Origin of the sequence: Kitasatospora sp. NPDC058478, assembly GCF_042720345.1 — a bacterium.
Lineage (GTDB): Bacteria > Actinomycetota > Actinomycetes > Streptomycetales > Streptomycetaceae > Kitasatospora.
Genome location: NZ_JBHXML010000023.1, coordinates 62,764 through 84,076, shown reverse-complemented (window position 1 = coordinate 84,076; position 21,313 = coordinate 62,764). Strand labels below are relative to the sequence as shown.

The 21,313-nt window shown below is 73.7% G+C and carries 21 protein-coding genes and 1 other RNA gene; 11 read left to right on the top strand and 11 right to left on the bottom strand.

The window, feature by feature from the left end:
- Positions 1–4 precede the first annotated feature (4 nt).
- The 3 genes from ACFWPT_RS15255 to ACFWPT_RS15245 all read right to left on the bottom strand — a co-directional run bounded on the left by ACFWPT_RS15255 (position 5) and on the right by ACFWPT_RS15245 (position 3,765).
- On the bottom strand, positions 5–874 hold the full coding sequence (locus ACFWPT_RS15255; RefSeq protein ID WP_380423754.1) for an endonuclease/exonuclease/phosphatase family protein: 870 nt from the start codon (positions 872–874) through the stop codon (positions 5–7).
- A 440-nt stretch (positions 875–1,314) separates the two neighbouring features.
- Positions 1,315–1,965, bottom strand: coding sequence for a TetR/AcrR family transcriptional regulator (locus ACFWPT_RS15250; protein WP_380482142.1), 651 nt, complete (start codon positions 1,963–1,965; stop codon positions 1,315–1,317).
- A 189-nt stretch (positions 1,966–2,154) separates the two neighbouring features.
- A complete protein-coding gene (locus tag ACFWPT_RS15245; protein ID WP_063347351.1) occupies positions 2,155–3,765 on the bottom strand; it encodes an MFS transporter in 1,611 nt (536 codons plus the stop codon).
- A gap of 275 nt (positions 3,766–4,040) precedes the next feature.
- Between ACFWPT_RS15245 and panB the strand changes: the two genes are divergently transcribed.
- From panB to ACFWPT_RS15230, 3 genes are all read left to right on the top strand, one after another.
- Positions 4,041–4,910 carry a 3-methyl-2-oxobutanoate hydroxymethyltransferase gene (gene panB / locus ACFWPT_RS15240; protein WP_380482140.1) on the top strand — a complete coding sequence of 290 codons (870 nt, stop codon included), beginning with the start codon at positions 4,041–4,043 and terminating at the stop codon, positions 4,908–4,910.
- A 145-nt stretch (positions 4,911–5,055) separates the two neighbouring features.
- Positions 5,056–6,078 (top strand): ATP-binding cassette domain-containing protein, encoded by a 1,023-nt coding sequence (locus tag ACFWPT_RS15235; protein ID WP_063347353.1) that lies wholly within the window; start codon positions 5,056–5,058, stop codon positions 6,076–6,078.
- The gene (locus tag ACFWPT_RS15230) at positions 6,075–6,887 is read left to right on the top strand and encodes an ABC transporter permease (RefSeq protein WP_371516742.1); all 813 of its coding nucleotides are present in this window, start codon (positions 6,075–6,077) and stop codon (positions 6,885–6,887) included. Before ACFWPT_RS15235 ends, ACFWPT_RS15230 begins: the two co-directional genes overlap by 4 nt.
- 158 nt (positions 6,888–7,045) lie before the next feature.
- Here the strand turns inward: ACFWPT_RS15230 and ACFWPT_RS15225 are convergent, their stop codons facing one another.
- A complete protein-coding gene (locus tag ACFWPT_RS15225; RefSeq protein ID WP_380482137.1) occupies positions 7,046–10,432 on the bottom strand; it encodes a BTAD domain-containing putative transcriptional regulator in 3,387 nt (1,128 codons plus the stop codon).
- A gap of 181 nt (positions 10,433–10,613) precedes the next feature.
- Here ACFWPT_RS15225 and ACFWPT_RS15220 point away from each other — a divergent pair, with 181 nt between their 5' ends.
- Entirely contained in the window at positions 10,614–11,429 is an 816-nt protein-coding gene (locus ACFWPT_RS15220; RefSeq protein WP_380482135.1) for a site-2 protease family protein, read from the top strand.
- 4 nt (positions 11,430–11,433) lie between these two features.
- Here the strand turns inward: ACFWPT_RS15220 and ACFWPT_RS15215 are convergent, their stop codons facing one another.
- The gene (locus ACFWPT_RS15215; RefSeq protein ID WP_363372195.1) at positions 11,434–11,634 is read right to left on the bottom strand and encodes a hypothetical protein; all 201 of its coding nucleotides are present in this window, start codon (positions 11,632–11,634) and stop codon (positions 11,434–11,436) included.
- Positions 11,635–11,823: 189 nt separating this feature from the next.
- The gene (gene npdG / locus ACFWPT_RS15210) at positions 11,824–12,516 is read right to left on the bottom strand and encodes an NADPH-dependent F420 reductase (protein WP_380370587.1); all 693 of its coding nucleotides are present in this window, start codon (positions 12,514–12,516) and stop codon (positions 11,824–11,826) included.
- Positions 12,517–12,563: 47 nt separating this feature from the next.
- Between npdG and ACFWPT_RS15205 the strand changes: the two genes are divergently transcribed.
- Together ACFWPT_RS15205 and ACFWPT_RS15200 are read left to right on the top strand one after the other, a co-directional pair.
- Entirely contained in the window at positions 12,564–13,169 is a 606-nt protein-coding gene (locus tag ACFWPT_RS15205) for a hypothetical protein (protein ID WP_380370584.1), read from the top strand.
- A gap of 132 nt (positions 13,170–13,301) precedes the next feature.
- Complete coding sequence (locus ACFWPT_RS15200) at positions 13,302–14,687, top strand: MFS transporter (protein ID WP_380482133.1); 1,386 nt, start codon at positions 13,302–13,304, stop codon at positions 14,685–14,687.
- Between the two features lie 57 nt (positions 14,688–14,744).
- On the opposite strand, the gene ACFWPT_RS15195 is transcribed toward ACFWPT_RS15200, so the two are convergent.
- Positions 14,745–14,978 carry a hypothetical protein gene (locus ACFWPT_RS15195; protein WP_063347360.1) on the bottom strand — a complete coding sequence of 78 codons (234 nt, stop codon included), beginning with the start codon at positions 14,976–14,978 and terminating at the stop codon, positions 14,745–14,747.
- A gap of 104 nt (positions 14,979–15,082) precedes the next feature.
- On the opposite strand from ACFWPT_RS15195, the gene map reads away from it, so the two are divergent.
- Positions 15,083–15,928, top strand: coding sequence for a type I methionyl aminopeptidase (map, locus tag ACFWPT_RS15190; protein WP_380370577.1), 846 nt, complete (start codon positions 15,083–15,085; stop codon positions 15,926–15,928).
- A gap of 70 nt (positions 15,929–15,998) precedes the next feature.
- On the opposite strand, the gene ACFWPT_RS15185 is transcribed toward map, so the two are convergent.
- A complete protein-coding gene (locus tag ACFWPT_RS15185) occupies positions 15,999–16,700 on the bottom strand; it encodes a bifunctional DNA primase/polymerase (RefSeq protein WP_063347362.1) in 702 nt (233 codons plus the stop codon).
- 424 nt (positions 16,701–17,124) lie between these two features.
- Here ACFWPT_RS15185 and ACFWPT_RS15180 point away from each other — a divergent pair, with 424 nt between their 5' ends.
- Both ACFWPT_RS15180 and ACFWPT_RS15175 read left to right on the top strand, forming a co-directional pair.
- Positions 17,125–17,355, top strand: a complete 231-nt coding sequence (locus ACFWPT_RS15180; protein WP_063347363.1) for a hypothetical protein — start codon at positions 17,125–17,127, stop codon at positions 17,353–17,355.
- Between the two features lie 52 nt (positions 17,356–17,407).
- Entirely contained in the window at positions 17,408–17,605 is a 198-nt protein-coding gene (locus ACFWPT_RS15175; protein WP_063347364.1) for a hypothetical protein, read from the top strand.
- 36 nt (positions 17,606–17,641) lie between these two features.
- Here ACFWPT_RS15175 and ACFWPT_RS15170 read toward each other — a convergent pair whose 3' ends face one another.
- Positions 17,642–18,298, bottom strand: coding sequence for a PadR family transcriptional regulator (locus ACFWPT_RS15170; RefSeq protein ID WP_107452848.1), 657 nt, complete (start codon positions 18,296–18,298; stop codon positions 17,642–17,644).
- 187 nt (positions 18,299–18,485) lie between these two features.
- Between ACFWPT_RS15170 and ACFWPT_RS15165 the strand changes: the two genes are divergently transcribed.
- Both ACFWPT_RS15165 and ACFWPT_RS15160 read left to right on the top strand, forming a co-directional pair.
- Entirely contained in the window at positions 18,486–18,884 is a 399-nt protein-coding gene (locus ACFWPT_RS15165) for an ACT domain-containing protein (RefSeq protein ID WP_380482131.1), read from the top strand.
- Positions 18,885–18,984: 100 nt separating this feature from the next.
- Positions 18,985–19,242, top strand: coding sequence for a hypothetical protein (locus tag ACFWPT_RS15160; protein WP_063347367.1), 258 nt, complete (start codon positions 18,985–18,987; stop codon positions 19,240–19,242).
- 136 nt (positions 19,243–19,378) lie between these two features.
- Here ACFWPT_RS15160 and rnpB read toward each other — a convergent pair.
- Together rnpB and ACFWPT_RS15150 are read right to left on the bottom strand one after the other, a co-directional pair.
- Positions 19,379–19,775, bottom strand: an RNA gene (rnpB, locus tag ACFWPT_RS15155) — RNase P RNA component class A.
- A 13-nt stretch (positions 19,776–19,788) separates the two neighbouring features.
- Complete coding sequence (locus ACFWPT_RS15150; protein WP_380482129.1) at positions 19,789–21,276, bottom strand: MFS transporter; 1,488 nt, start codon at positions 21,274–21,276, stop codon at positions 19,789–19,791.
- Positions 21,277–21,313: the final 37 nt, after the last annotated feature.

The following is a 21,313-nucleotide window of genomic DNA, read 5'->3' as shown; positions in this document are numbered from 1 at the left end:
GGACCTAGCCGAACCGGTAGGTGGCGGCCACCGCGAGGTGGTCGCTGCCGTCCCGGGGCAGGGTGCGGGAGTCGACCGGCGCGAGGCCGCCCTTGCTCATGATCTGGTCGATCCGGGCCATCGGGAAGGACGCCGGCCAGCTGAAGCCGAAGCCGTCCCCGGCGGCGCCCTGGGCCGAGCGCATCTGCGAGGTGACCGGCGCCAGGCTGCGGTCGTTCATGGTGCCGTTGAGGTCGCCGAGCAGCAGGACCTTCTTCACCGGCTCGGCCTGGATCGCGTCGCCGAGCGCCTGCGCGCTGACGTCCCGCTGGTCGACGGTGAAGCCGCCCTCGGCCTTCAGCCGCACCGACGGCAGGTGCGCGACGTACACCGCGACCGGGCCCTGCGGGGTGGCGACCTGGGCCCGGAACGCCCTGGTCCAGCCCATCTTGAGGTCCACCGGCGAGACTCCGCTGATCGGGTACTTCGACCAGAGGCCGACCGTCCCTTCCACCTCGTGGTACGGGTACGCCTCGGCGAGCCCGCTCTCGTAGTCGCGCAGCGGCTTGCCGGCCAGTTCCTGGAGGGCGACGATCTGGGCGCCGGAGGCCACCAGGCCGCGGACGGTGCCCGGCACGTCGGGGTTGGCGGCGGCGACGTTGTGGCTGACCACCGTCCAGTCGCCGGTGCCGCCGCTCTTGTCGCTGAGCAGGCCGCCGAACAGGTTGAGCCAGATCGCGACGGGCAGCAGCAGCGCGATCAGCGCGGTGGCGGAGCGGCGCAGCAGCGCGGGGGCCAGCAGCACCGGGACGGCCAGGCCGATCCAGGGCAGGAAGGTCTCCAGCAGGCTGCCGAGGTTGCCGGCGCTGTTGGGGACGTCGGCGTGGAGGGCCATCAGCAGGGCGGCGAGCACGGCCAGCACCGCGACGACCAGGCCGCGCCGCCAGGTGGTGGCGCCGCGGCCGTCCCGGCCCCAGTGCCGCAGGCCCAGGAATCCTCCGGGACCGCCCGCGGGGGCCGGGGCGCCCGCCTCGTCCCAGGGGCCGGCCGTGCTCCGGTCGGTCCTGTCCGCCTGCGTCATCCGTGGCTCCCGTTGTTCGTGCCGTCGCCGGTCCGGTGTCCGGCCCGTGCGGTACGGGCGGGTGCCGGACTGGTGCCGGTTTGATCGGATACCCGGCTCAGCCTATGCCGGGACAGACGCGGGGCCGTCGGAGCGGGTTCCGGCGTGGCCCGGTTTGGTGAGCCAGGCCACGCCGGGCGCGGGTCGGACACAGGTCGGTGCAGGTCGCTGCGGGTACGGGACCGGGGCGCGGGGTCCGGGGCGCGGGAGCGCGTTCAGCCGCGGGAGCCGGAGGCCGCGTGCGGCGCCAGGCCTTCGAGCAGCGAGTCGACCATCCGGCGGGCCAGGTCCGGGTCCTCCAGGTCGGAGTCGTCCCAGAGGATGCTGCGGTACAGGATCGGGCCCATCAGCATGTCGCCGAGGAGCTCGACGTCGAGGTCGGTCCGCAGCACGCCCTCGTCCATGGCGCGGCGGATCAGTGCGAGCCCCGCCTCCCTGCGGGGCTTGATCACCCGGTCGCGGTACGCGCTGTACAGGTCGGGCAGGCTCTGCATCTGGCCGAGGGCGGCCTTGAGCACCCAGCGGGAGCGCTTGGCGAGGCCGCGCCGGCGCATGTAGTCGACCATCTCGATCAGGTGGTCCCGGGCGGTGCCGTCGGTCGGCGCGGGCATCGGGACTTCCAGCCGGCTGACCACGTCGACCAGCAGGGCCTCCTTGTTGGGCCAGCGCCGGTAGATGGTGGCCTTGCCGACGCCGGCCGCGGCGGCGATGCCCTCGATGGTGAGCTCGGACAGCGCGGTGCCGCCGGCCATCAGGTCCTCGACGGCGGCGAAGATGGCCTGCTCGGCGGCCTCGCTGCGCGGGCGGCCGCGGCGTACGGCGGCGCAGGGCTGTCCGGCCCCGGCGGCCGGGGTGTCCGTCTTCATCCCCGCTGTACTCCCTCGCTGTCCGCGTGGCGCACGAGCGCCGTTCCGTTTCCGATGGTGGTCCGTGGACCGGGTTCCGATGGTGGTCCGTGGACCGGGCCGGGTGGCGGCCGCCGTCCTGGACCTCGGCCCTGCCGCCCGGGGATCCACCCGGGTGACAGGGCCATTGTCGCTCAGTGCGATCGCGGGTCAGGCGTCCGCGGCCACGGCCTTGCGGCTCTGGTCGGGCTGCTCGGCGGCCTTCCCGGCCGGGCCGCCGGGGGCGGCCGACCGGCGCGGCAGCAGGAACCAGGCGATCAGCGCGCCGACCACCGTGATGCCCGCGGAGAGCGAGGCCACCACGTGCATGGCGCTGACGAAGGCGTCGTCGGCCGGGCCGATCAGCGCGGCGCCCTTGGGGCCCATCCGCTCGGCGATGGCCAGGGTGGCCTCCAGCGACTCGCCGGCCTTGCCGCGCAGGTCGTCGGGCAGCTGGTTGAGCGTGTCGGCCATGCCGTCGCGGTAGACGGTGGAGAGCACCGCACCGAGCACGGCGACGCCGAGCGAGCCGCCGACCTGGCGGAAGGTGTTGTTGACGGCCGAGCCCGCGCCGGCCTTCTCGCGGGGCAGCGAGGCCATGATCGCGACGGTGACCGGCGGCATGACGTGCGCCATGCCGGTGCCCATCAGCAGGCCGAGCACGATCAGCACCCAGATCGGCGTGTCGACGCCCAGCAGGGTGTAGCCGACGAAGCCGACCGCGATCAGCAGCATGCCGACGGCGGCGGTGGCGGCGACGCCGAAGCGGTCGACCACCAGCCGGGCCCGCGGCGCGAACAGCAGTTGGGCGACGGCCAGCGGCAGCATCAGCAGGCCGGCCTGGAGCGCGCTGTAGCCGCGCACGCTCTGGATGTAGAAGACGCCGAAGAAGGAGACGCCCATCAGCGCGAAGAAGACCACGCCGACGACCACGACGGAGGCGCTGAACACCTTGTTGCGGAACCAGGTGACGTCCAGCGCGGGGAAGCGGGTGCGGCGCTCGAACCAGACGAAGGCGGCCAGCGCCAGCACGCCGATCAGCGTCGGCACCCAGGCCTCGGCGGCAGTGAAGTCGGCCAGCTCGCCGCCCTTGATGATGCCGTAGATCAGCGCGACCAGGCCGATGATCGACAGCAGCACGCCTATCGGGTCGAGCTTGCCGGGGTTCGGGTCCTTGGACTCGGGCACCAGGACGACCATCGCGATCACCGCGACGATCACGATCGGGACGTTGACCAGGAAGACCGAGCCCCACCAGAAGTGCTCGATCAGCAGGCCGCCGGTGATCGGGCCGATGGCGATGGCCAGGCCGACCGCGCCGGCCCAGATGCCGATCGCCTTGGGCTGCTCGGAGCGCTCGAACACGTTCATGATGATGGCCAGCGTGGCGGGCATCGCGAGCGCGGCGCCGACGCCCATCAGGGCGCGGTAGCCGACGAGTTCACCGGGCGAGGCGGCCAGCGCGGAGAGCAGCGAGGCGATGCCGAAGACCACCATGCCGCCGAGCAGCGCGCGCTTGCGGCCGAAGCGGTCGCCGAGCAGGCCGGAGGTGAAGAGCAGCCCGGCGAACACCAGGGTGTAGGAGTTGATCGACCACTCCAGGTCGCTCTGGCTGGCGCCGAGCCCGACCGGCGCGGGGGTCGCGATGGTCTTCATCGCGACGTTGAGGATCGAGTTGTCGAGGACGACGACGAGCAGGGCGAGCACCAGGGTGCAGAGGATCGCCCAGCGGCGGCGGTGGATGGCTTCCGGCACGCGGGGTGGCGCGGCTGCGGTGGTCATTGGTCTTCCCGTCCGTGGTGGTGTGGCACTGGCGGGCAATTCCGAGCCATGGTCGTCTCGTAACCCCCCGGCACCAGGGTAGCGGCCATTTCGATACGAGACGAATCCGTTTCGTAAAAACGCGGCAAAGCCCGCCGGCCGGCGGCCGGTGTGCCACAGATCGCACCCGCGCGCCTGCACGCCCCTTTGCGCGCACGCCGGGGCGTGCAAGCATGGAGGTGATCCGGGGACGCCGTACGGCGCCACGAGACGACAACCCTTCAGGAGTCCGTTCGATGAACGCTTCTTCGCCTTCGCCTGCCCAGAACCAGGCGGCGACCGCCACCCTCTACGGCGGGGTCACCAACCGCCGCATCACCGTCCGCGACCTCGCCACCGCCAAGCAGCGCGGCGAGAAGTGGTCGATGCTCACCGCCTACGACGCCCTCACCGCCGGGGTGTTCGACGAGGCCGGCATCCCCGTCCTGCTGGTCGGCGACTCCGCCGGCAACTGCCACCTCGGCTACGAGACCACCGTGCCGGTGACCATGGATCAGATGGTGATGCTCTCCGCCGCCGTCGTCCGCGGCACCAAGCGCGCGATGGTCGTCGCCGACCTGCCGTTCGGCTCCTACCAGGAGTCCCCCGCGCAGGCCATGCGCAACGCGGCCCGGCTGATGAAGGAGGCCGGGGTCGGCGCGGTCAAGCTGGAGGGCGGGGAGCGCAGCGCCCGCTCGATCGAGCTGCTGGTCGAGGCCGGCGTCCCGGTGATGGCGCACATCGGCCTCACCCCGCAGTCCGTGCACGCCTTCGGCGGCTACCCCGTCCAGGGCCGCGGCGACGAGGCGGCGCACCAGCTGCTGCGCGACGCCAAGGCCGTCCAGCAGTCGGGCGCCTTCGCGGTCGTGCTGGAGGCGGTGCCGGCCGAGCTGGCCGCCCAGGTCACCGAGCAGCTGACCATCCCGACCGTCGGCATCGGCGGCGGGCCCGACACCGACGCCCAGGTCCTGGTCTGGACCGACATGGCCGGCATGACGGCGGGCCGGGTGCCCAAGTTCGTCAAGCAGTACGCCGACCTGCGGACCGTCCTCGGCGACGCCGCCCGCGCGTTCGCCGAGGACGTCCGCGGCGGCGCCTTCCCGGCGGCGGAGCACAGCTTCCGCTGACGGCCCCCGACGGCCCCGCTCCCCCGCCCGGGGAGCGGGGCCGCTGCCGTGCCCGCTCCCCCGGTGACAGCGGTCTGACAGCGCGGCGCCGAACCCGCCCCCCTCATGACAGCCCGCTGACAGCCGGGCCGGACAGCCTGGGGGCATGACACGAATCGCCACCGCCCCGAACGACCGGGGGACCGCCGCGGGCAACGCCGTCGAAGTCCGCGGCATCGTCAAGCACTACGGCACCACCAAGGCCCTCGACGGGGTCGACCTCACCGTCCGCGAAGGAACCGTGCTCGGCGTGCTCGGCCCCAACGGCGCCGGCAAGACCACCCTGGTCCGGGTCCTCTCCACCCTGATCAAGCCCGACGCCGGCACCGCGTTCGTCGGCGGCTACGACGTCCTGCGCCAGCCCAAGCAGCTGCGCCGCACCATCGGCCTCACCGGGCAGTACGCCTCCGTCGACGAACTCCTCTCCGGGTACGAGAACCTCTACCTGATCGGCCGGCTGCTCGACCTCCCCCGCCGCGAGGCCAAGGCCCGGGCCACCGAACTGCTGGAGCGCTTCTCACTCACCGAGGCCGCCAAGCGGACCGCCAAGACCTACTCCGGCGGCATGCGCCGCCGCCTCGACCTGGCCGCCAGCATGATCGGCCGCCCCAAGGTGCTCTACCTGGACGAACCCACCACCGGCCTCGACCCGCGCACCCGCAACGAGGTCTGGGACGAGGTCCAGCGGATGGTCGCCGAGGGCAGCACCGTGCTGCTCACCACCCAGTACATGGAGGAGGCGGAGCAGCTCGCCGACGAGCTGACCGTCATCGACCGCGGCCGGGTGATCGCCAACGGCGGCGTGGCCGAGCTCAAGGCCAAGGTCGGCGGCCAGACCCTCCAGATCCGCGCCGCCCACCCGGCCGAGCTGCCCGAGATGGCCCGCTGCCTGCACGACCGCGGCATCACCAGCGCCACCGTCTCCACCGACACCGGCCTGCTCGCCGTGCCGATCACCGACGACGAGCAGCTGACCACCGTCATCGGGGTGCTCGGCGGCCGCGGCTTCGCGATCGCCGGCATCGACACCAAGGTGCCCAGCCTCGACGAGGTCTTCCTCGCCATCACCGGCAAGCCCGCCGACACCGCGGACGCCGTCCCCAGCCTCGCCAAGGAGCCCGTCGCATGACCACCGCCACCATCGCCCCCGCCCGGGTGGAGGACTCCCGGATCGGCCTGTCCGGCACCTTCCGCCACGTCGGCGCGCTGACCCGGCGCAACCTGATGCGGATCAAGGCCGACCCGGAGTCGATGTTCGACGCCGTGCTGATGCCGGTCATCTTCACCGTGCTGTTCGTCTACGTGTTCGGCGGCGCCGTCTCCGGCAACCAGGACTCCTACAAGCAGTACATGATCCCCGGCCTGCTCGGGCAGACCGGCCTCACCCTCGCGATGGCCGTCGGCACCGGTCTGAACAGCGACTTCCAGACCGGCGTGATGGACCGCTTCCGGACCCTGCCGATCGGCCGGGCCTCCGTCCTGCTCTCCAAGATGGCCGCCGAGACCTGCCGGGCGCTGCTCTCCTTCGTGATCCTGATCGGCTTCGCGATGTGCATCGGCTTCGAGGTGAAGACCGGTCCGCTGGAAGTCGTGGCCGCGGTCGGCCTGTCGCTGGTGTTCGGCATGTCGATCGTCTGGGTCTCGATGCTGCTGGGCATGGCGCTGCGCAGCGCCCAGGCCGTCCAGGGCGTGGCCATGCTGGTCCTGATGCCGATGCAGTTCGGCAGCTCGATCTTCGCGCCGACCGACACCATGCCGGGCTGGCTCCAGGCCTTCACCAAGGTCAACCCGCTGTCGGCGCTCGCCGACGCCTCCCGCTCCCTGCTCAACGGCCAGGGGCCGCTGGCCCACCCGGTGATGGTCGTGCTGATCTGGTCGGTGGCCACCACCGCGATCTTCGCGCCGCTCGCCGTCGCCCGCTTCCGCAAGCGGACCTGAGAACGGCCGCCGGCCCTCCGCGGGGGAGGGCCGGGGGGCGACCGGCCGGCACCAGGGGACGGGGCCGGCCGGCGGAACGGCTGACCGGTGACCAGGGACGGGCGTCGGTCAGCCGATCCACTCGTGTCGGCTGACCGGTGACCAGGGACGGACGCCGGTCAGCCGATCCACTCGTACATCCGCTCCCGGATCTGTTCCGGGGTCAGGCCCTCGCCGGCGGCGTGGGCGGCCTCGAACGCGGCGTCGCCCAGCAGGGCCCGCAGGGAGGCCGCCGCCCGGCCGCGCTCGACGCGGTCCAGGTAGCCGCCCTTCGGGCCGTTCAGCACGTGGTGCGCCCCGTGCAGCACGGTGGCCTGCCGGGCCCGCTCCAGGTCGCCGTCGCGCTCGGCGAAGGAACGCAGCACGCCCACCACCGCGGGCACCACCATGACCGTCATCTGCTCGCCGAAGCCACTGGTGCTCGCCGTCTGACGGAGCAGCGTCCGCCCCTCGCGCAGCGCCGCGAGCCCCTCGTCCGGCCGGCCCGCCCGGGCGGTGATCCAGCCCCGGGTGGTGGTCAGCATCCCGGTCACGATCCCGGGGGCGAAGCTGCCGACGCTGGTCGCCTCCATCCGGTCCAGCTCGGCCAGCGCCTGCTCGTGCTCGCCGCGCAGCATGTGGACGCCGCAGAGCGTGAGGCCGCCGAACAGCAGCGCGCCGGTGGAGGAGTGGTCCGCGCTGTGGGAGTCCAGCCCGGCCAGCGCCTCCCGGATGATCCGCTCGCCGTGCTCCATGTCCTGCTCCAGCAGGGCGGAGCCGAGGTTCACCCGCAGCATCGGCACCTCGTGCGGTGTCCCCAGCTCCTCGGCCAGCTCGATCGCCCGCTCGTACGCTGCGGCGGCGGCCGCCGGATCGCCCCGGTTGGCCAGCGACTCGCCCTGGGCCGCCAGCGCCTGGGAGACCCCCCAGAGGTTGCCGGCCCGCTCGTACAGCTCCAGGGAGCGCGCGCCGTCCAGGATTCCCTGGTCGGCCCCGCCCGGCCAGTCGTTCAGCATCTTGGCCCGGAGCTGCAGGATGAACGCGAGGTCGTTCGGCCCGCCGTGCTCCTCGCAGCCGCGGACGGCGTCGTCCAGCAGGCTCTTCATCAGCTCCAGCCGGCCGGCCAGGAACGCCCCGAACACCCGTATCAGGCCCGGGAACCGGTAGGCCTGCGGCAGCTCCGGGGTGTAGACGTCCAGCAGCTGCTCCGCGACGGCGATCGCCACCGGGTTGCCGAGCACGTCCAGGTTCCCCTCGAACATGCCCATCAGCCGGTACATCGCGAGCAGTCGGCGGGCCTCCTCGACGACCCCTTCGGGCATCGGCAGGCCGTAGGAGAGCACGTCCCGCTCCAGCGGTACGGGCGGCTGCGGGCCGAACGGATCCGGCCCGAGCGCCGCGACGGCGTCGTACCAGCCGCGGGCCTCCATGCTGTAGCCGCGCAGCGACCAGTACCAGCTCATGCCGAGGGTGAGGACCAGCGACTGCTCCTCGTCCGCGAGGTCGATGGCGCGCCTCAGCGCGGCCCGGACGTTGTCCAGCTCGCGCTCCAGCACCGTCAGCCAGTGCAGCTGCTGGGGGCCGTGCATGTTCAGGAAGGCGGTGGCGACGACGCTCCGGAAGTGCGCCAGGTGGCGGGCCCCGGTCGCGTCGCGCTCCTCCTCGGACTCGGCGAGGCGCTCGGTCGCGTACTCGTGGATGGTCTCCAGCATCCGGTAGCGCGGCAGGCTGCCGTCGTCCAGGTCGGCGACCAGCAGGGACTTGTCGACCAGCGACAGCAGCAGGTCGGCGACCTCCCCGCCGACCACCTCGGTGCCGTCGGCGCAGATCGCCTCGGCGTCCTCCAGCTGCCAGCCGCCGGCGAACACCGAGAGCCGGCGCAGCACCGCCCGTTCGCGCTTGCCCAGCAGGTCCCAGCTCCAGTCGACCACCGCGCGCAGGGTCTGCTGGCGCGGCAGCAGGGTGCGGCTGCCCGCGGTGAGCAGGGCGAACCGGCCGTCCAGGCGGTCGGCGATCTGGCGCGCCGTCATCACCCGCAGCCGGGCGGCGGCGAGTTCGATGGCCAGCGGCAGGCCGTCCAGGCGGCGGCAGATCTCGGCGCAGGCCGCCGGGTCGGTGTCCGGGTCGAAGCCGGGGCGGGCGGCGGTGGCGCGCTCGGTGAGCAGGCGCAGCGCCACCGGGTCGGGCAGCGGCTCGACCGGCAGCACGGTCTCGCCGGGCACGCCGAGCGGCTCCCGGCTGGTGGCGAGCACGGTCAGTTCGGGGCACTCGGCGAGCAGGACGTCGGCGAGGTCGGCGGCGGCCTGGATCAGGTGCTCGCAGTTGTCCAGCACGAGCAGCATCCGGCGGTGGCCGCAGTGCTCGACCAGCCGGCGGACCGGGTCCTCGGCGCGCTTCTCGATCACCTCGGCGACCATGCCGCCGCTGTGCAGCACGATCTCGCGCAGGCCGAGTGCGGAGACGACGGCGGCGGGCACCGCGTCCGGGCTCTCCAGCGGGGCGAGTTCGGCCACCCAGACGCCGTCCGGCCAGTGCCCGGCGGACTGCTCGGCGCGGCCTGCCTCGATCGAGAGCCTGGTCTTGCCGGAGCCGCCGGGGCCGGTCAGGGTGATCAGCCGACTGTTCGTCAACGTTCCGCGCAGCGCGGCGAGATCGCCCTCGCGGCCGACGAAGCTGGTCAGCCGGCCGCGCAGGTTTCCGCCGACGCGCGGGGGCTGGAGCGCCCCGGACCGTTCGGCGGCCGGCGGGGCCGGTATGGGCTCCGGCGCGGGCACGGTCGCGGGCGCGGTCGGCGCGGGGGCCGGTTCGACCTCGGCCGGGGTCAGCAACGTGGCGTACAGGGCCTGGAGTTGGCGCCCCGGGTCGACGCCGAGCTCGTCGGCGAGGGCGCGCCTGGTCCGTTCGTAGTGGCGCAGCGCCTCGGCGGTGCGGCCGCTCTCGTGCAGCGCCCGGATCATCAGCTGCTGCAACGGCTCGTCCAGCGGCTGCCGTTCGCAGAGCTCGGTGAGCTCGGCGACCAGTTCGGCGGCCCGGCCGAGCCCGAGCTCGGCGGTGATCCGGTGGCGGCGGGCCTCCTCGCGCTGGGTCTCCAGCCGGGCGGCCGGGCCGCTGCGGTCCGGCAGGTCGGCCAGGGCGGGGCCGCGCCACAGCGCCAGGGCGGCGCGCAGCCGGTCGGCGGCGAGCGCGTGGTCCCCGGTGTCGAGGGCGCGGCGGCCTTCGGCGCCGAGCCGCTGGAACTCGGAGAGGTCGGTGGCCGGGTCGGTCAGCCAGTACCCGGCCGGGCCGGAGCCGATCTCGTCCCGGCCGACGGTCCGGCGCAGCCGGCCGACCAGGGTCTGGAGCGCGGCGGAGGAGTCCTGGGGCGGCTCGGCCTCCCACACCTCGTCCACCAGCAGGTCGGCGGGCACCGGGCGGCCCTGCCGGAGGGCGAGCGCGGTGAGCAGTGCCCGCAGCCGGGCGCCGCCTAGCGGCACCGGGGTGCCGTCGTCGTGGTGGGCCGTCGTGGTCCCGAGGATGCCGTAGTACACCGGTCCATTCTGGTCGATGGGCGGCGCTCGGGGCGCACAATTGTCCAGGGGCCCCTCACCGGCAGCGGAACCCGGACGGGGCCCTCGGACGTTCACCCGGGACGGCTTGTCCGGTCACCGGCCCGCCCGGCATGATCGATCCCCTGCCCGCTTTTCCTCGGACACCCGGAGCACCCACACCATGACCTTCGCCGCCACGCAGCGCTCACGCAGCGAGGACCGCCGGATCAGCCCGGTGTTCTGGGTGCTCCTCGCCGTCCTCGCCACCTCCGGCTGGGCGGTGTACTCGGGCTACGGGAACGCCTCGTTCGGGGTGTTCCTGTTCGTGGTGGCGGGCTGGATGGTCTCGCTGTGCCTGCACGAGTACGCGCACGCGCGCACCGCGCTGCACGGCGGCGACATCAGCGTCGGCGCCAAGGGCTACCTCACGCTCAACCCGCTGAAGTACACCAACGTGCTGCTCAGCTTCGTGCTGCCGATCGTGTTCGTGATCATGGGCGGCATCGGCCTGCCCGGCGGCTCGGTCTGGATCGAGCGGGACCGGATCCAGGGCCGGCTCAAGCACAGCCTGATCTCGGCGGCCGGGCCGCTGGTGAACGTGGTGTGCGCGGCCCTGCTGCTGGTCCCGATCGGCGCCGGCTGGCTGGACGACCCGGCGGTGCACGCGGTCTGGAACGGCTACGAGCTGAACGTCTCGCCGTTCGCGGCCGCGCTCGGCTTCCTCGGCCTGCTCCAGCTCAGCGCCGCCCTGCTGAACCTGCTGCCGGTGCCCGGCCTGGACGGCTACGGGATCGTCGAGCCCTGGCTGTCCTACAAGACCCGGCGCGCGGTCGAGCCGTTCGCGCCGTACGGGCTGCTGGCCGTGTTCGCGCTGCTGTGGCAGCCCGAGGTGAACTCGTTCTTCTTCGGGGTCATCCACGACCTGATGAGCCTGTTCGGCGTGGACCAGGACTACGCGACGCTCGGCCGGTACCTGTTCAGCTTCTGGAAGAACTAGCCGACTAGCCCTGCTCGGCTGCCGCAGCGGCGGCCGTGGCCTCGGCGATCTTCGCGCGGCGGCGGTTCATCCAGAGCACGTTGCTCGCCACGCCGGCCATCGGGAGCCAGATCAGGCCCAGCCAGAAGCCCTGGGTCAGCGAGACCACGGCGGCCGCCAGCGCGAGGACGACGACGATCAGGGCGAAGAGGGACGTGCGGGGCATGGCGGGAGGCTCCTAGGGCCGGGTGCGGTCGGCCGGGTTGCGGCCGCACCCATTGTCGCCGACCTCACCTCCGGAACTGGTCCAGGGGTGAGGCCGACACGGCTCGACCGGATCTCGGAGCGGCCGGTCCCGAACGGTCCGGTCCCAGACCGTTCGCTCCCGGACCGTCCGATCTCAGACGGTCCGGTCTCAGACGTCCGTCACCCGCAGGCCCGCGTGGGCCTTGTAGCGGCGGTTGACCGAGATCAGGTTGGCCACCAGCGACTCCACCTGGTGCGCGTTGCGCAGTCGGCCCGCGAAGATCCCCCGCATGCCGGGGATCCGGCCGGCCAGCGCCTGCACGATGTCGGTGGCGGCCCGCTCCTCGCCGAGCACCATGACGTCGGTGTCGATCTGCTCCACCGACTCGTCCTGGAGCAGCACCGCCGAGAGGTGGTGGAAGGCGGCGGTGACCCGGGAGTCCGGCAGCAGCGCGGCGGCCTGCTGGGCGGCGCTGCCCTCCTCCGGCTTCAGCGCGTACGCGCCCTGCTTGTCGAAGCCGAGCGGGTTGACGCAGTCGACCACGATCTTGCCGGCCAGTTCCTCGCGCAGCGCGGTCAGGGTCGCGGCGTGCCCGTCCCAGGGCACCGCGACGATCACCACGTCGCTCTCCCGGGCGGCGGTGGCGTTGTCGGCGCCACGCACGCCGCGGCCCAGTTCGGCGGCGGAGGCCTCGGCCCGGGCCGCGTCGCGCGAGCCGATGATCACCTGCTGGCCGGACTTGGCCAGTCGCAGGGCCAGGCCGCGCCCCTGGTCGCCGGTGCCGCCGAGGACACCGATCACCAGCTGTGAGACGTCCGGCAGTTCGTGGGCCGGGTTTGTCGCTGAATCGAGGGAAGTCATGGGCCGATCCTGTCAAACCCCCGGCCGGACGCGACATTGTGGGCCGCATGGACGCGGTGAGAGTTTCGGCACTCCGGCAGCACCTGGCGGGCACCGGCTGGCTGGAGGCGGTCGGCGGCTTCGCCGGGTCGCTGCGGCGCTCGGTGTCGCGGCGCGGGGCCGGCGAGCTGCTGCTGGTCGGCACCGAGGCGTACGAGCCCTGGCATCTGGCCGCGCACCTGGCGGACGAGGCCGCCTGGTCGGCCGTCCCCCGACTGGTGCCCACCCTGCTGCGGCACGCTCCGCCGGCCGGCGCCCCGACGCACCTCGCGCACGGCCTGCGCCGGCTCACCGCGGCCGGGCGCGGCGCCACCGTCCTGGTGGTGGCGCCGGAGGCGGCCGGCCCGACACTGCTGGAACGGGTGCAGGACGCCCGCCGGCACGGCGCGACCGTGCTCGCACTGGACGGCGCCGCCCCCGCCGAGCCGGGCGACCTCGGCGGGCTCGCGCACGAGCGGCTCGCCGTCGGCACCGCCGACGAGGAGCCCTTCGACCTCGCCCAGCACCTGGTCAGCGCCGCCGCCGGGCGGCCCCCGGGCCGCCGCACCGCGCTGGACCGGCTCGCCGAACTCGCCGGCCGGCTGACCGTACCGCCCGCGATCAGCCGCTGGTAGCCCGGGCCGGGCCCGGCCCACCCCGGCCCACCCCGGCCCGGCCGTGACGGCCGGACGCCGACCGTGACGGCCGTGTGCCGGGCTGAAAAACCCTTTGCGAACCCGGCGGCCCGCGTTCGAGGATGCTGGTTCGTGAACGACGACGAACCCCCGCATCCCCCCGGCACCTCCGGACGGTCTCGCACGCTGCTGCGCTCGCTCGCGCCCGACCTCTCGCCCTGGCGCGCCTCCCGCGACTTCCGCTTCCTCTGGCTCTCCGGCTGCGTCACCAGCTTCGGCAGCTACCTGACCTACGTCGCCGTACCGATGCAGATCAAGGAACTGACCGGCTCCTCCTTCGCGGTCGGCCTGATCGGCGCCTTCGAGCTCGTCCCGCTGATCGTCTTCGGCCTGTGGGGCGGCGCCCTCGCCGACGCCCTGGACCGCCGGAAGCTGGTGCTGCGCGCCGAGGCCGGGCTGGGCCTGCTCGCCGGCCTGCTGCTGCTCAACGCGCTGCTGCCGTCCCCGCTGCTCTGGCCGATCTACCTGGTCGCCGCGCTGGTCGCGGCCTGCGACGGGTTGCAGCGCCCGGCCCTGGACTCGCTCACCCCGCGGATCGTCCCGCACCAGCACCTGACCGCCGCGTTCGCCCTCAACTCCCTGTACCGCAACGCCGCTTCGGTGGCCGGGCCGGCGCTGGCCGGCGTCGTGGTGGCGTTCTCCGGGGTGGGGACGGCGTACGCGCTGGACGTGCTCACCTTCGCCGCCTCGCTGCTGCTGCTCGTCCGGATCCGGGCGGTGCCGCCGGCCACCGGCGCCGAGCGGCCGTCGGTGCGGGCGGTGCTCACCGGCATCCGGTACGCGTGGAGCCGCAAGGACCTGCTCGGCACCTACACGATCGACCTCTGCGCGATGCTGTTCGCCTTCCCGGTGGCCGTCTTCCCCTTCCTGGCCTCCGAGTTGGGCGCGGACTGGGCGCTCGGCCCGATGTACGCGGCCTCCGCGGCCGGCGCCCTGCTGGTCGGGGCGACCAGCGGCTGGACGTCCCGGATCCACCGGCACGGCCGACTGCTGGTGGTCGCCGCCGTCGGCTGGGGTGCGGCCATGGCCCTGGCCGGCCTGTCCGGGAGCATCTGGCTGGTGCTGCTCGGCCTGGCGCTGGCCGGCGGCGCCGACGAGATCAGCGGGCTGGCCCGCTCGACCATGTGGAACCAGTCCATCCCGGACGAGGTGCGCGGCCGGATGGCCGGCGTCGAACTGCTCAGCTACTCCGTCGGCCCCCAGCTCGGCCAGGTCCGGGCCGGCACCATGGCCGGGCTGGTCGGCGTCCGCGCCGCCGTCTGGAGCGGCGGTCTGATCTGCGTCGCCGCCGTCGTCGTGGTGGCCGCCGCGCTGCCCAAGCTGCTCGCCTACGACGACCGCACCGACCCGCACACCGCCGCCGTCCGCGCCGGGCACGAGCGCGCGGAGCGCGAGCGGGAACAGCAGCGCGAGCGGGGGCAGCAAGGCGAGCGGGAGGCCGCCGCGGCGACGGACTGACGCCGACTTGCTGACGGCGCCGGCTTGACAGCAGAAAGCCGGACGCCGCCCCGGCCGCTACTCGCCGCCGCCGTCCTTCGGCGTGTCGTTCCAGCGCTCGTCCCCCTGCCGCCACTCCCGGTTGCGCTCGTCGGCGAGTTGCAGGGCGTGCGCGGCCTCCTCCGGGCTGTCGTACGGGCCGAGGCGGTCCTTGGCGGGGCACTCCGGCCCCTCCTCGACCTTGCCGTGCTTGATGCAGTAGAACCACTCGCCGGGCTTTCCGGTCGGCTTGCGGTGGAATCCCAGGGGCATGGTGCCCTCCCGTCGACGCGTTGGGGTCGTACCGATCATTCCCCGGCCAGGGCCGCCGCGCACACCGCCCGGGCGCGCCGGGGGCGGCCGTTAGACTCGCGGCCATGGCTCTCGTACCCGGCATCCAGTCCCCCACCCGCAAGGTCCCGGCGCACATCGCGCGCCCCGAGTACGTCGGGCGGCCCGCCCCGACGCCGTACACCGGGCCCGAGGTGCAGACCGCCGAGACGATCGAGAAGATGCGGATCGCGAGCCGGATCGCCGCCCAGGCGATGGCGGAGGCCGCCAAGCTGATCGCCCCCGGCGTCACCACCGACGCGCTGGACGCCGTCGCCCACACCTACATGTGCGACCACGACGCGTACCCGTCCGACCTCGGCTACCGCGGCTTCCCCAAGTCGGTCTGCACCTCGATCAACGAGGTGATCTGCCACGGCATCCCGGACTCGACCGTGCTCCAGGACGGCGACATCGTCAACATCGACGCCACCGCGTACATCCACGGGGTGCACGGCGACCTCAACGCCACCTACCTGGTCGGCGACGTCGACGAGGAGTCCCGGCTGCTGGTCGAGCGGACCCGCGAATCCCTCGACCGGGCGATCAAGGCCGTCAAGCCCGGCCGTCAGATCAACGTGATCGGGCGGGTCATCGAGTCCTACGCCAAGCGCTTCGACTACGGCGTGGTGCGGGACTTCACCGGGCACGGCATCAACACGTCGTTCCACTCCGGCCTGATCATCCCGCACTACGACAGCGAGCGGGCCACCGAGGTGATCAAGCCGGGGATGACCTTCACCATCGAGCCGATGCTCACCCTGGGCACCTACGACTACGAGATCTGGCCGGACGGCTGGACGGTCGTCACCAAGGACCGCAAGCGCACCGCCCAGTTCGAGCACACCCTGGTGGTCACGGCGGACGGCGCGGAGGTCCTCACCCTGCCGTGACCCCGGCCGGGCGCCGGGCGGCCCCTGGAAACCGCCGAGCCGCCGAGCCGCCGAGCCGTGGGGCGCCGGTTCAGCCGATGAGCCACTGCTCCTCGGCGACGGCGCCCACCTCGGTGCAGGCGTCGGTGAGCACGTCCAGGACGCGCAGCGGGTCCGGCAGCGGCTGCTCGGGCCCGCGCAGCCACCGCACCTGCGAGCCGTCCGGCAGCGCGGCCGGCGGCAGCAGGGTGTACGAGCCGCGGCAGTGCCAGCGCAGGCCGGGGTGCTCGGACATGGTGTCCGGGGTGGAGTCGAGGACGCTCGGCCACCACTCGTCCTCGTCCTGCGGGGTGCCCCGGGTGGCGGTGAAGAACAGGTAGCGGTCCTCGCCGACGGCGGCGACCGGGCCCTCGACGCCCCGCTCGGTCAGCCGTTCCAGGGCCAGCCGGCCGGCCTCGACCGGGACGTCCAGCACGTCGTGGGCGCGCCCGGTGGCGGTGATGAAGTTGGTCTGCGGATCGCGGGCGAGCCAGCGGGCGAGCTGCTCGGGATCGGTGGTGGCCTGGGTCTGCCAGGCGAAGGAGACCGGGTGCTGGGCGGGGGCCGGACAGGCCACCCGGTCGCAGGAACAGCGGTAGCCGGCCGGATGCGCGGCCGGCGCGAGCGGGAATCCGGCGCGCACCGCGCCGAGCAGCTGATCGAGTCGGGCGGCGGGGCCGTCCACGTCACCCGACCGGGCCCGCTGACGCTCACGCTTCTGCCACCAGGTCGTCCACCTGCCGCCGGCTTCCATCGGGCCCCTTCCGCGCACTGCCGTACCTGGTGCGGCACAGCGTTCGACGTACCACTCCGACGCAACGCACAGCGCCCCCCGCTGCTTCCCGGGGCGGTGCTCGGCCCTGCTGTCCACGCCCTGCCGACCGGGAACCGGGGTCACCGGAGGGCCGACGCCCGGGTCACGGTACGCAGTCGCGGCAGCACGCTGTCCGCGCCAGGTCGGCCGGAGGGCGCGCGGATCCGCGCCCCGCCCGGCCCGTACGGGGCCCGCTGACCCGGGTGAACCCCGGGGGCGTAACAGGAAGGATAAGGGTGCGCGGGGCCTCCGGATGACCGGGGGCGGTGCCTCTCCGGTCACACTCCCCGCACCCGGCAGGATCCGCCGGACGGGCCCCGGGCGTGTGCGCCGGTCACCCGTGCGGAGGTGAGACCCTGGTGGGGTGAAGAGCGCGGACACCGAATTCGTCGGCGGCCCCCTGGACGGCCGCATCCTCCCCATCCCGCTGGGGCCGATGTTCGGCGTGCCGAAGACCTACAAGGTGCCGGTCCCCGCGCACGGCGACTCCCCCGCGCGCACACTGGTGTACGTCCGGTCCAAGCAGGTGCGGGGCATCAGCTGGCACTGGCGCTACGAGTTCGACGAGGCGGCCACCGCCCGCGCGTCCGGCTGACGGCCGCGCCGCCCGCGCCGGCCGCCGCCCCCAGCCTCCCCGGGAGGACGGCATGGCGAGAACGGCACGGCACCCCCGCAGCCGCCCCCAGGCGGTCGCGCACCACAACCGGCAGGTCGCCGGCGTCACCGGGGCGCTGCTGGTGGCGGTGTGCGTCTACACCGTGGTGATCGGCCCGAACGGCTGGCTCTGGTTCGGCTGGGCGGTGCTGCTGCTCGCCTGCGTGGCCCTGTTCACGGTCCACCCCTGAGCAGCCGCACCGCCTGTGCCCAGCCCCCCACGCCGGTCAGTCCTCCTCGGCGAGGATCAGGTAGAGCTTCTTGCGCGCCTCGGTGAGCACCGCCAGGCCCTTGGCGCGCTGCGCCTCGGTGCCCGTCGCCATCACCTGGCGGATCGCCTGGTCGACCGCGGCCAGCGCCTGGCCGACCTCCTGGACGGCCTCCCAGTCGACCTCCCGGCCGGCCTCCGCCCACGGCTCGGCGGGCCCCGCCTCGGCCTCGGCCCGGCCCGCCTCGGTGAGCGACACCAGGCGCTTGCCGCCGACCTCCTCCGCGGTGATCAGGCCCTCCTCCTCCAGCAGTTGGAGGTTGGGGTAGATCGAGCCCGGGCTCGGCCGCCAGGCCCCACCCGTCCGCTCGGAGATCTCGGCGATCATCTCGTAGCCGTGCATCGGCCGCTCCTTGAGCAGCGCCAGCAGCGAGGCCCTGACGTCCCCGCGCCGCGCCCGGCCGCCGCGCCGCCCGTGCGGACCGCCGCGGCGCCCGCCGTGCCCGCCGAAGCCGTGCCCGAACGGACCGCCCATCGGCCGCCCGGGGCCACCGCCGCCGAACGGCGGCGGGCCGAAGCCGCCGAAGGCCTCCCGGCCCTCGAACTCCCGCCCTTCGAAGTCCGGCCCCGGCCCGCGGCGCCAGCCACCGCGCGGACCCTCGCCGCTGAACCGCATTCCCGGATTTCCTCGGTTTCCTGAGCGCATGGCGCTCACCTCCTCGTTCACCGAGCCAGTCGAGTTACTGTCTCGATAGCTCGACGATATATCGGCGACTGTCGCTCGTCAACGGATTCCGACACGAACGGCGCACCGGCGCCCCACCCCGCCGCCCGGGCCCCGTCCGGCCGCTACGGTGACGGGCATGGCCGGTGAACGAGACCTCGCGAAGCTGCTGCACGGGATGCGCCCGCTGCTCAACCCGGGGCGGTACGTGTACTGCACGCTGCCCGCCAAGGTGCCCGCGGGCATGCGGCCGGTGGTGACCGTCGCCGAACCCGAAGGGGTCACGGTCGTCGTCGCCCAGGAGGAGGCCGACTCGCTCGGGCTGCGCTACGAGTACGTGGCGGCCTGGATCACCCTGCAGATCCACTCCGCCCTGGAGGCCGTCGGCCTCACCGCGGCCGTCGCCGGGCGCCTCGCCGAGGAGGGGATCAGCTGCAACGTGGTGGCCGGCTTCCACCACGACCACCTGTTCGTCACCGCCGACGACGCCGACCGCGCCGTCCGGGCCCTGGAGGAACTGGCCGGCCGCTCCGCCTGACGACGCCGCCGAGTGGCCGCCCCCGCACGGCCCTCCGACACTGGGAACGGCTGCCCGGCCACCCCGGCCGGCCGGCCCCCACCGGAAGGAGACGGCCGCCATGGCCACCTGCGTCACCTGCGGCAACGACTACTGGCTCGCCTTCGAGATCAAGACCATCACCGGCGACACCTACACCTTCGACAGCTTCGAGTGCGCGATGGAGAAGCTCGCGCCGCGCTGCGAGCAGTGCCAGGTCCGCATCGTCGGCCACGGCGTCGAAGTGGCCGGCCGCTTCTTCTGCTGCGCCAACTGCGCCCGCGTCAACGGCGGCCTCGGCGACCAGATCCGCGACGCCGTCGGCGCCCGCCCCGCGTAACGGCGGGAAGCGGAACAGTCGGCCTGTACCCCCGGTTCTGTCTCCCGAGCCGCTCGCGCGACCGGGGCGGCCCCACGACAAAGGCCCCCTGACCTGCGGCTTCGCAGATCAGGGGGCCTCAGTCAAGCTAGGGCGGCGGAAGAGTCGGCCTGTACGCCGGGTTCTGTCTCCCGGGGTGCTCGCGCGGCCCGGGGAGGCGGCCATCCATCTAGGACTGCCGTTGCCGACAGCCTCGTGCGGTCTACCCGCGGACTCGGGCGAGCAGCCCTCAGTCATCCGCGCACGGCGCCCGAGGGCGCCGATCTTGACCTTGCTCCAGGTGGGGTTTACCGAGCCGGCCGAGTCACCCCGGTCGCTGGTGGTCTCTTACACCACCGTTTCACCCTTACCCGCCGCCGAAGCGGTGGGCGGTCTGTTTTCTGTGGCACTGTCCCGCGGGTCACCCCGGGTGGGCGTTACCCACCACCCTGCTCTGTGGAGCCCGGACGTTCCTCGGCGGGTCAAGGACCCGTCGCGGCCGCCCGGCCGGCTCTTCCGCCGTAGTGGTCATCGTAGCCGCTCGGGTGGGGCCTCCCGTACACCGGAGCGGACCACGGGCGGCTCGCCGCCGAGGCGGGCGGCCACCCGGACGGCGGTCGCGGTCGCCCACGGGGTGGTGGTCGCCAGGCCGAGGAGGAGGATCGCGCCGCCCAGGCCCACCAGGATCCACCAGCCGGCGTGGCTGGCCGGGGCGAAGCCCGTCGCCACCGGGCCGACCACGGCCGAGGTGACGACCGTACCGATCACCGCCACCCCCAGCGACTGGCCGATCTGGCGGCTCGTCGAGGCGACCGCCGCGGCCACCCCCGCCTGGGCGCGCGGCATGCCGGAGACGGCCGCGTTGGTGATCGGCGCGTTGACCATGCCGAAGCCGAAGCCGAACAGCGCGTACGCCGCCAGCAGCAGCGCCGGCGGGGAGTCGGCGGCCAGCCTGGTCAGCAGCAGCCCGCTCGCGACCAGGCCCAGCCCGGCCGCGACCAGCGGGCCGCGCGGCCCCCGGCTGCCGACGATCCGGCCCGACAGCGGCGCGCAGACCAGCATCATCGCGGCCATCGGCAGCGTCCACAGGCCCGCCTCGAACGGGTCGTAGTGCCGGACGTTCTGCAGGTAGAGCGTGTTGAGGAAGAGGAAGCCGCCCAGGGCCGAGAAGGCGCAGACCGCGGTGACGGTGGCGCCGGTGAACGGCGCGCTGGCGAAGAACCGCGGGTCCACCAGCGGCTCGGCCACCCTCCGCTCCCACAGCGGGAAGGCGACCAGCGCGGCCACGGCGGCGACCGCCAGGACGAGGATCAGCGGGGACGTCCAGCCGCTGCCCGGGCCCTCGATGATGGCCGCGGTGCCGCAGCCCAGCAGGACGATCATCAGCAGCTGCCCGACCGGGTCCAGCCGGCGCGGCCGGGGCGAGCGCGACTCCGGGACGTAACGGGCGGTCAGGAGCATCGCGACCACGGCGACCGGAACGTTGATCAGGAAGATCGACGGCCAGCCCGCGCCGTCCACCAGGAAGCCGCCCAGCAGCGGGCCGAGCGCCATCGAGATGCCGACCACACCGCCCCAGACGCCGATCGCCCGGGCCCGCTCCTTCGGGTCGGTGAAGGTGTTGGTGATGATCGACATCGCCACCGGGTTCAGCATCGAACCGCCGACCGCCTGCAACGCCCGGAACGCCACCAGCCACTCCAGGCTCGGCGCCAGACTGCACAGCAGCGAGCCGAGCGCGAAGCACAGCAGCCCGGTCTGGAACACCCGGCGGCGGCCGAAGCGGTCGGCCACCGAGCCGAACAGCATCAGCAGCGAGGCCAGGACCAGGGTGTAGGCGTCGATGATCCACTGCAGCCCGGACGCCGGGGCGTCCAGGTCCCGCTGGATCGCCGGCAGGGCGATGTTCACCACGGTGTTGTCCAGGCCGACGATGAACAGGCTCAGGCAGCAGATCGCCAGGACGAGCAGTCGGTGGCGGCGCCCCGGGGCGACGGAGGGCTGGGCTTCGGGCACGGGACCGATCCTCCCACCTGGGCGGTGCTCGGGGGCC

Coding starts and splice junctions, on each gene's coding strand:
- ACFWPT_RS15235 (WP_063347353.1), top strand. CDS start 5,056: ATGACACGAATCGCCACCGCCCCGAACGACCGGGGGACCGCCGCGGGC.
- ACFWPT_RS15175 (WP_063347364.1), top strand. CDS start 17,408: ATGGCGAGAACGGCACGGCACCCCCGCAGCCGCCCCCAGGCGGTCGCG.
- ACFWPT_RS15195 (WP_063347360.1), bottom strand. CDS start 14,978: ATGCCCCTGGGATTCCACCGCAAGCCGACCGGAAAGCCCGGCGAGTGG.
- ACFWPT_RS15215 (WP_363372195.1), bottom strand. CDS start 11,634: ATGCCCCGCACGTCCCTCTTCGCCCTGATCGTCGTCGTCCTCGCGCTG.
- ACFWPT_RS15205 (WP_380370584.1), top strand. CDS start 12,564: ATGGACGCGGTGAGAGTTTCGGCACTCCGGCAGCACCTGGCGGGCACC.
- map (WP_380370577.1), top strand. CDS start 15,083: ATGGCTCTCGTACCCGGCATCCAGTCCCCCACCCGCAAGGTCCCGGCG.
- ACFWPT_RS15170 (WP_107452848.1), bottom strand. CDS start 18,298: ATGCGGTTCAGCGGCGAGGGTCCGCGCGGTGGCTGGCGCCGCGGGCCG.
- npdG (WP_380370587.1), bottom strand. CDS start 12,516: ATGACTTCCCTCGATTCAGCGACAAACCCGGCCCACGAACTGCCGGAC.
- ACFWPT_RS15185 (WP_063347362.1), bottom strand. CDS start 16,700: ATGGAAGCCGGCGGCAGGTGGACGACCTGGTGGCAGAAGCGTGAGCGT.
- ACFWPT_RS15255 (WP_380423754.1), bottom strand. CDS start 874: ATGGCCCTCCACGCCGACGTCCCCAACAGCGCCGGCAACCTCGGCAGC.
- ACFWPT_RS15250 (WP_380482142.1), bottom strand. CDS start 1,965: ATGAAGACGGACACCCCGGCCGCCGGGGCCGGACAGCCCTGCGCCGCC.
- ACFWPT_RS15220 (WP_380482135.1), top strand. CDS start 10,614: ATGACCTTCGCCGCCACGCAGCGCTCACGCAGCGAGGACCGCCGGATC.
- ACFWPT_RS15230 (WP_371516742.1), top strand. CDS start 6,075: ATGACCACCGCCACCATCGCCCCCGCCCGGGTGGAGGACTCCCGGATC.
- ACFWPT_RS15160 (WP_063347367.1), top strand. CDS start 18,985: ATGGCCACCTGCGTCACCTGCGGCAACGACTACTGGCTCGCCTTCGAG.
- ACFWPT_RS15245 (WP_063347351.1), bottom strand. CDS start 3,765: ATGACCACCGCAGCCGCGCCACCCCGCGTGCCGGAAGCCATCCACCGC.
- panB (WP_380482140.1), top strand. CDS start 4,041: ATGAACGCTTCTTCGCCTTCGCCTGCCCAGAACCAGGCGGCGACCGCC.
- ACFWPT_RS15165 (WP_380482131.1), top strand. CDS start 18,486: ATGGCCGGTGAACGAGACCTCGCGAAGCTGCTGCACGGGATGCGCCCG.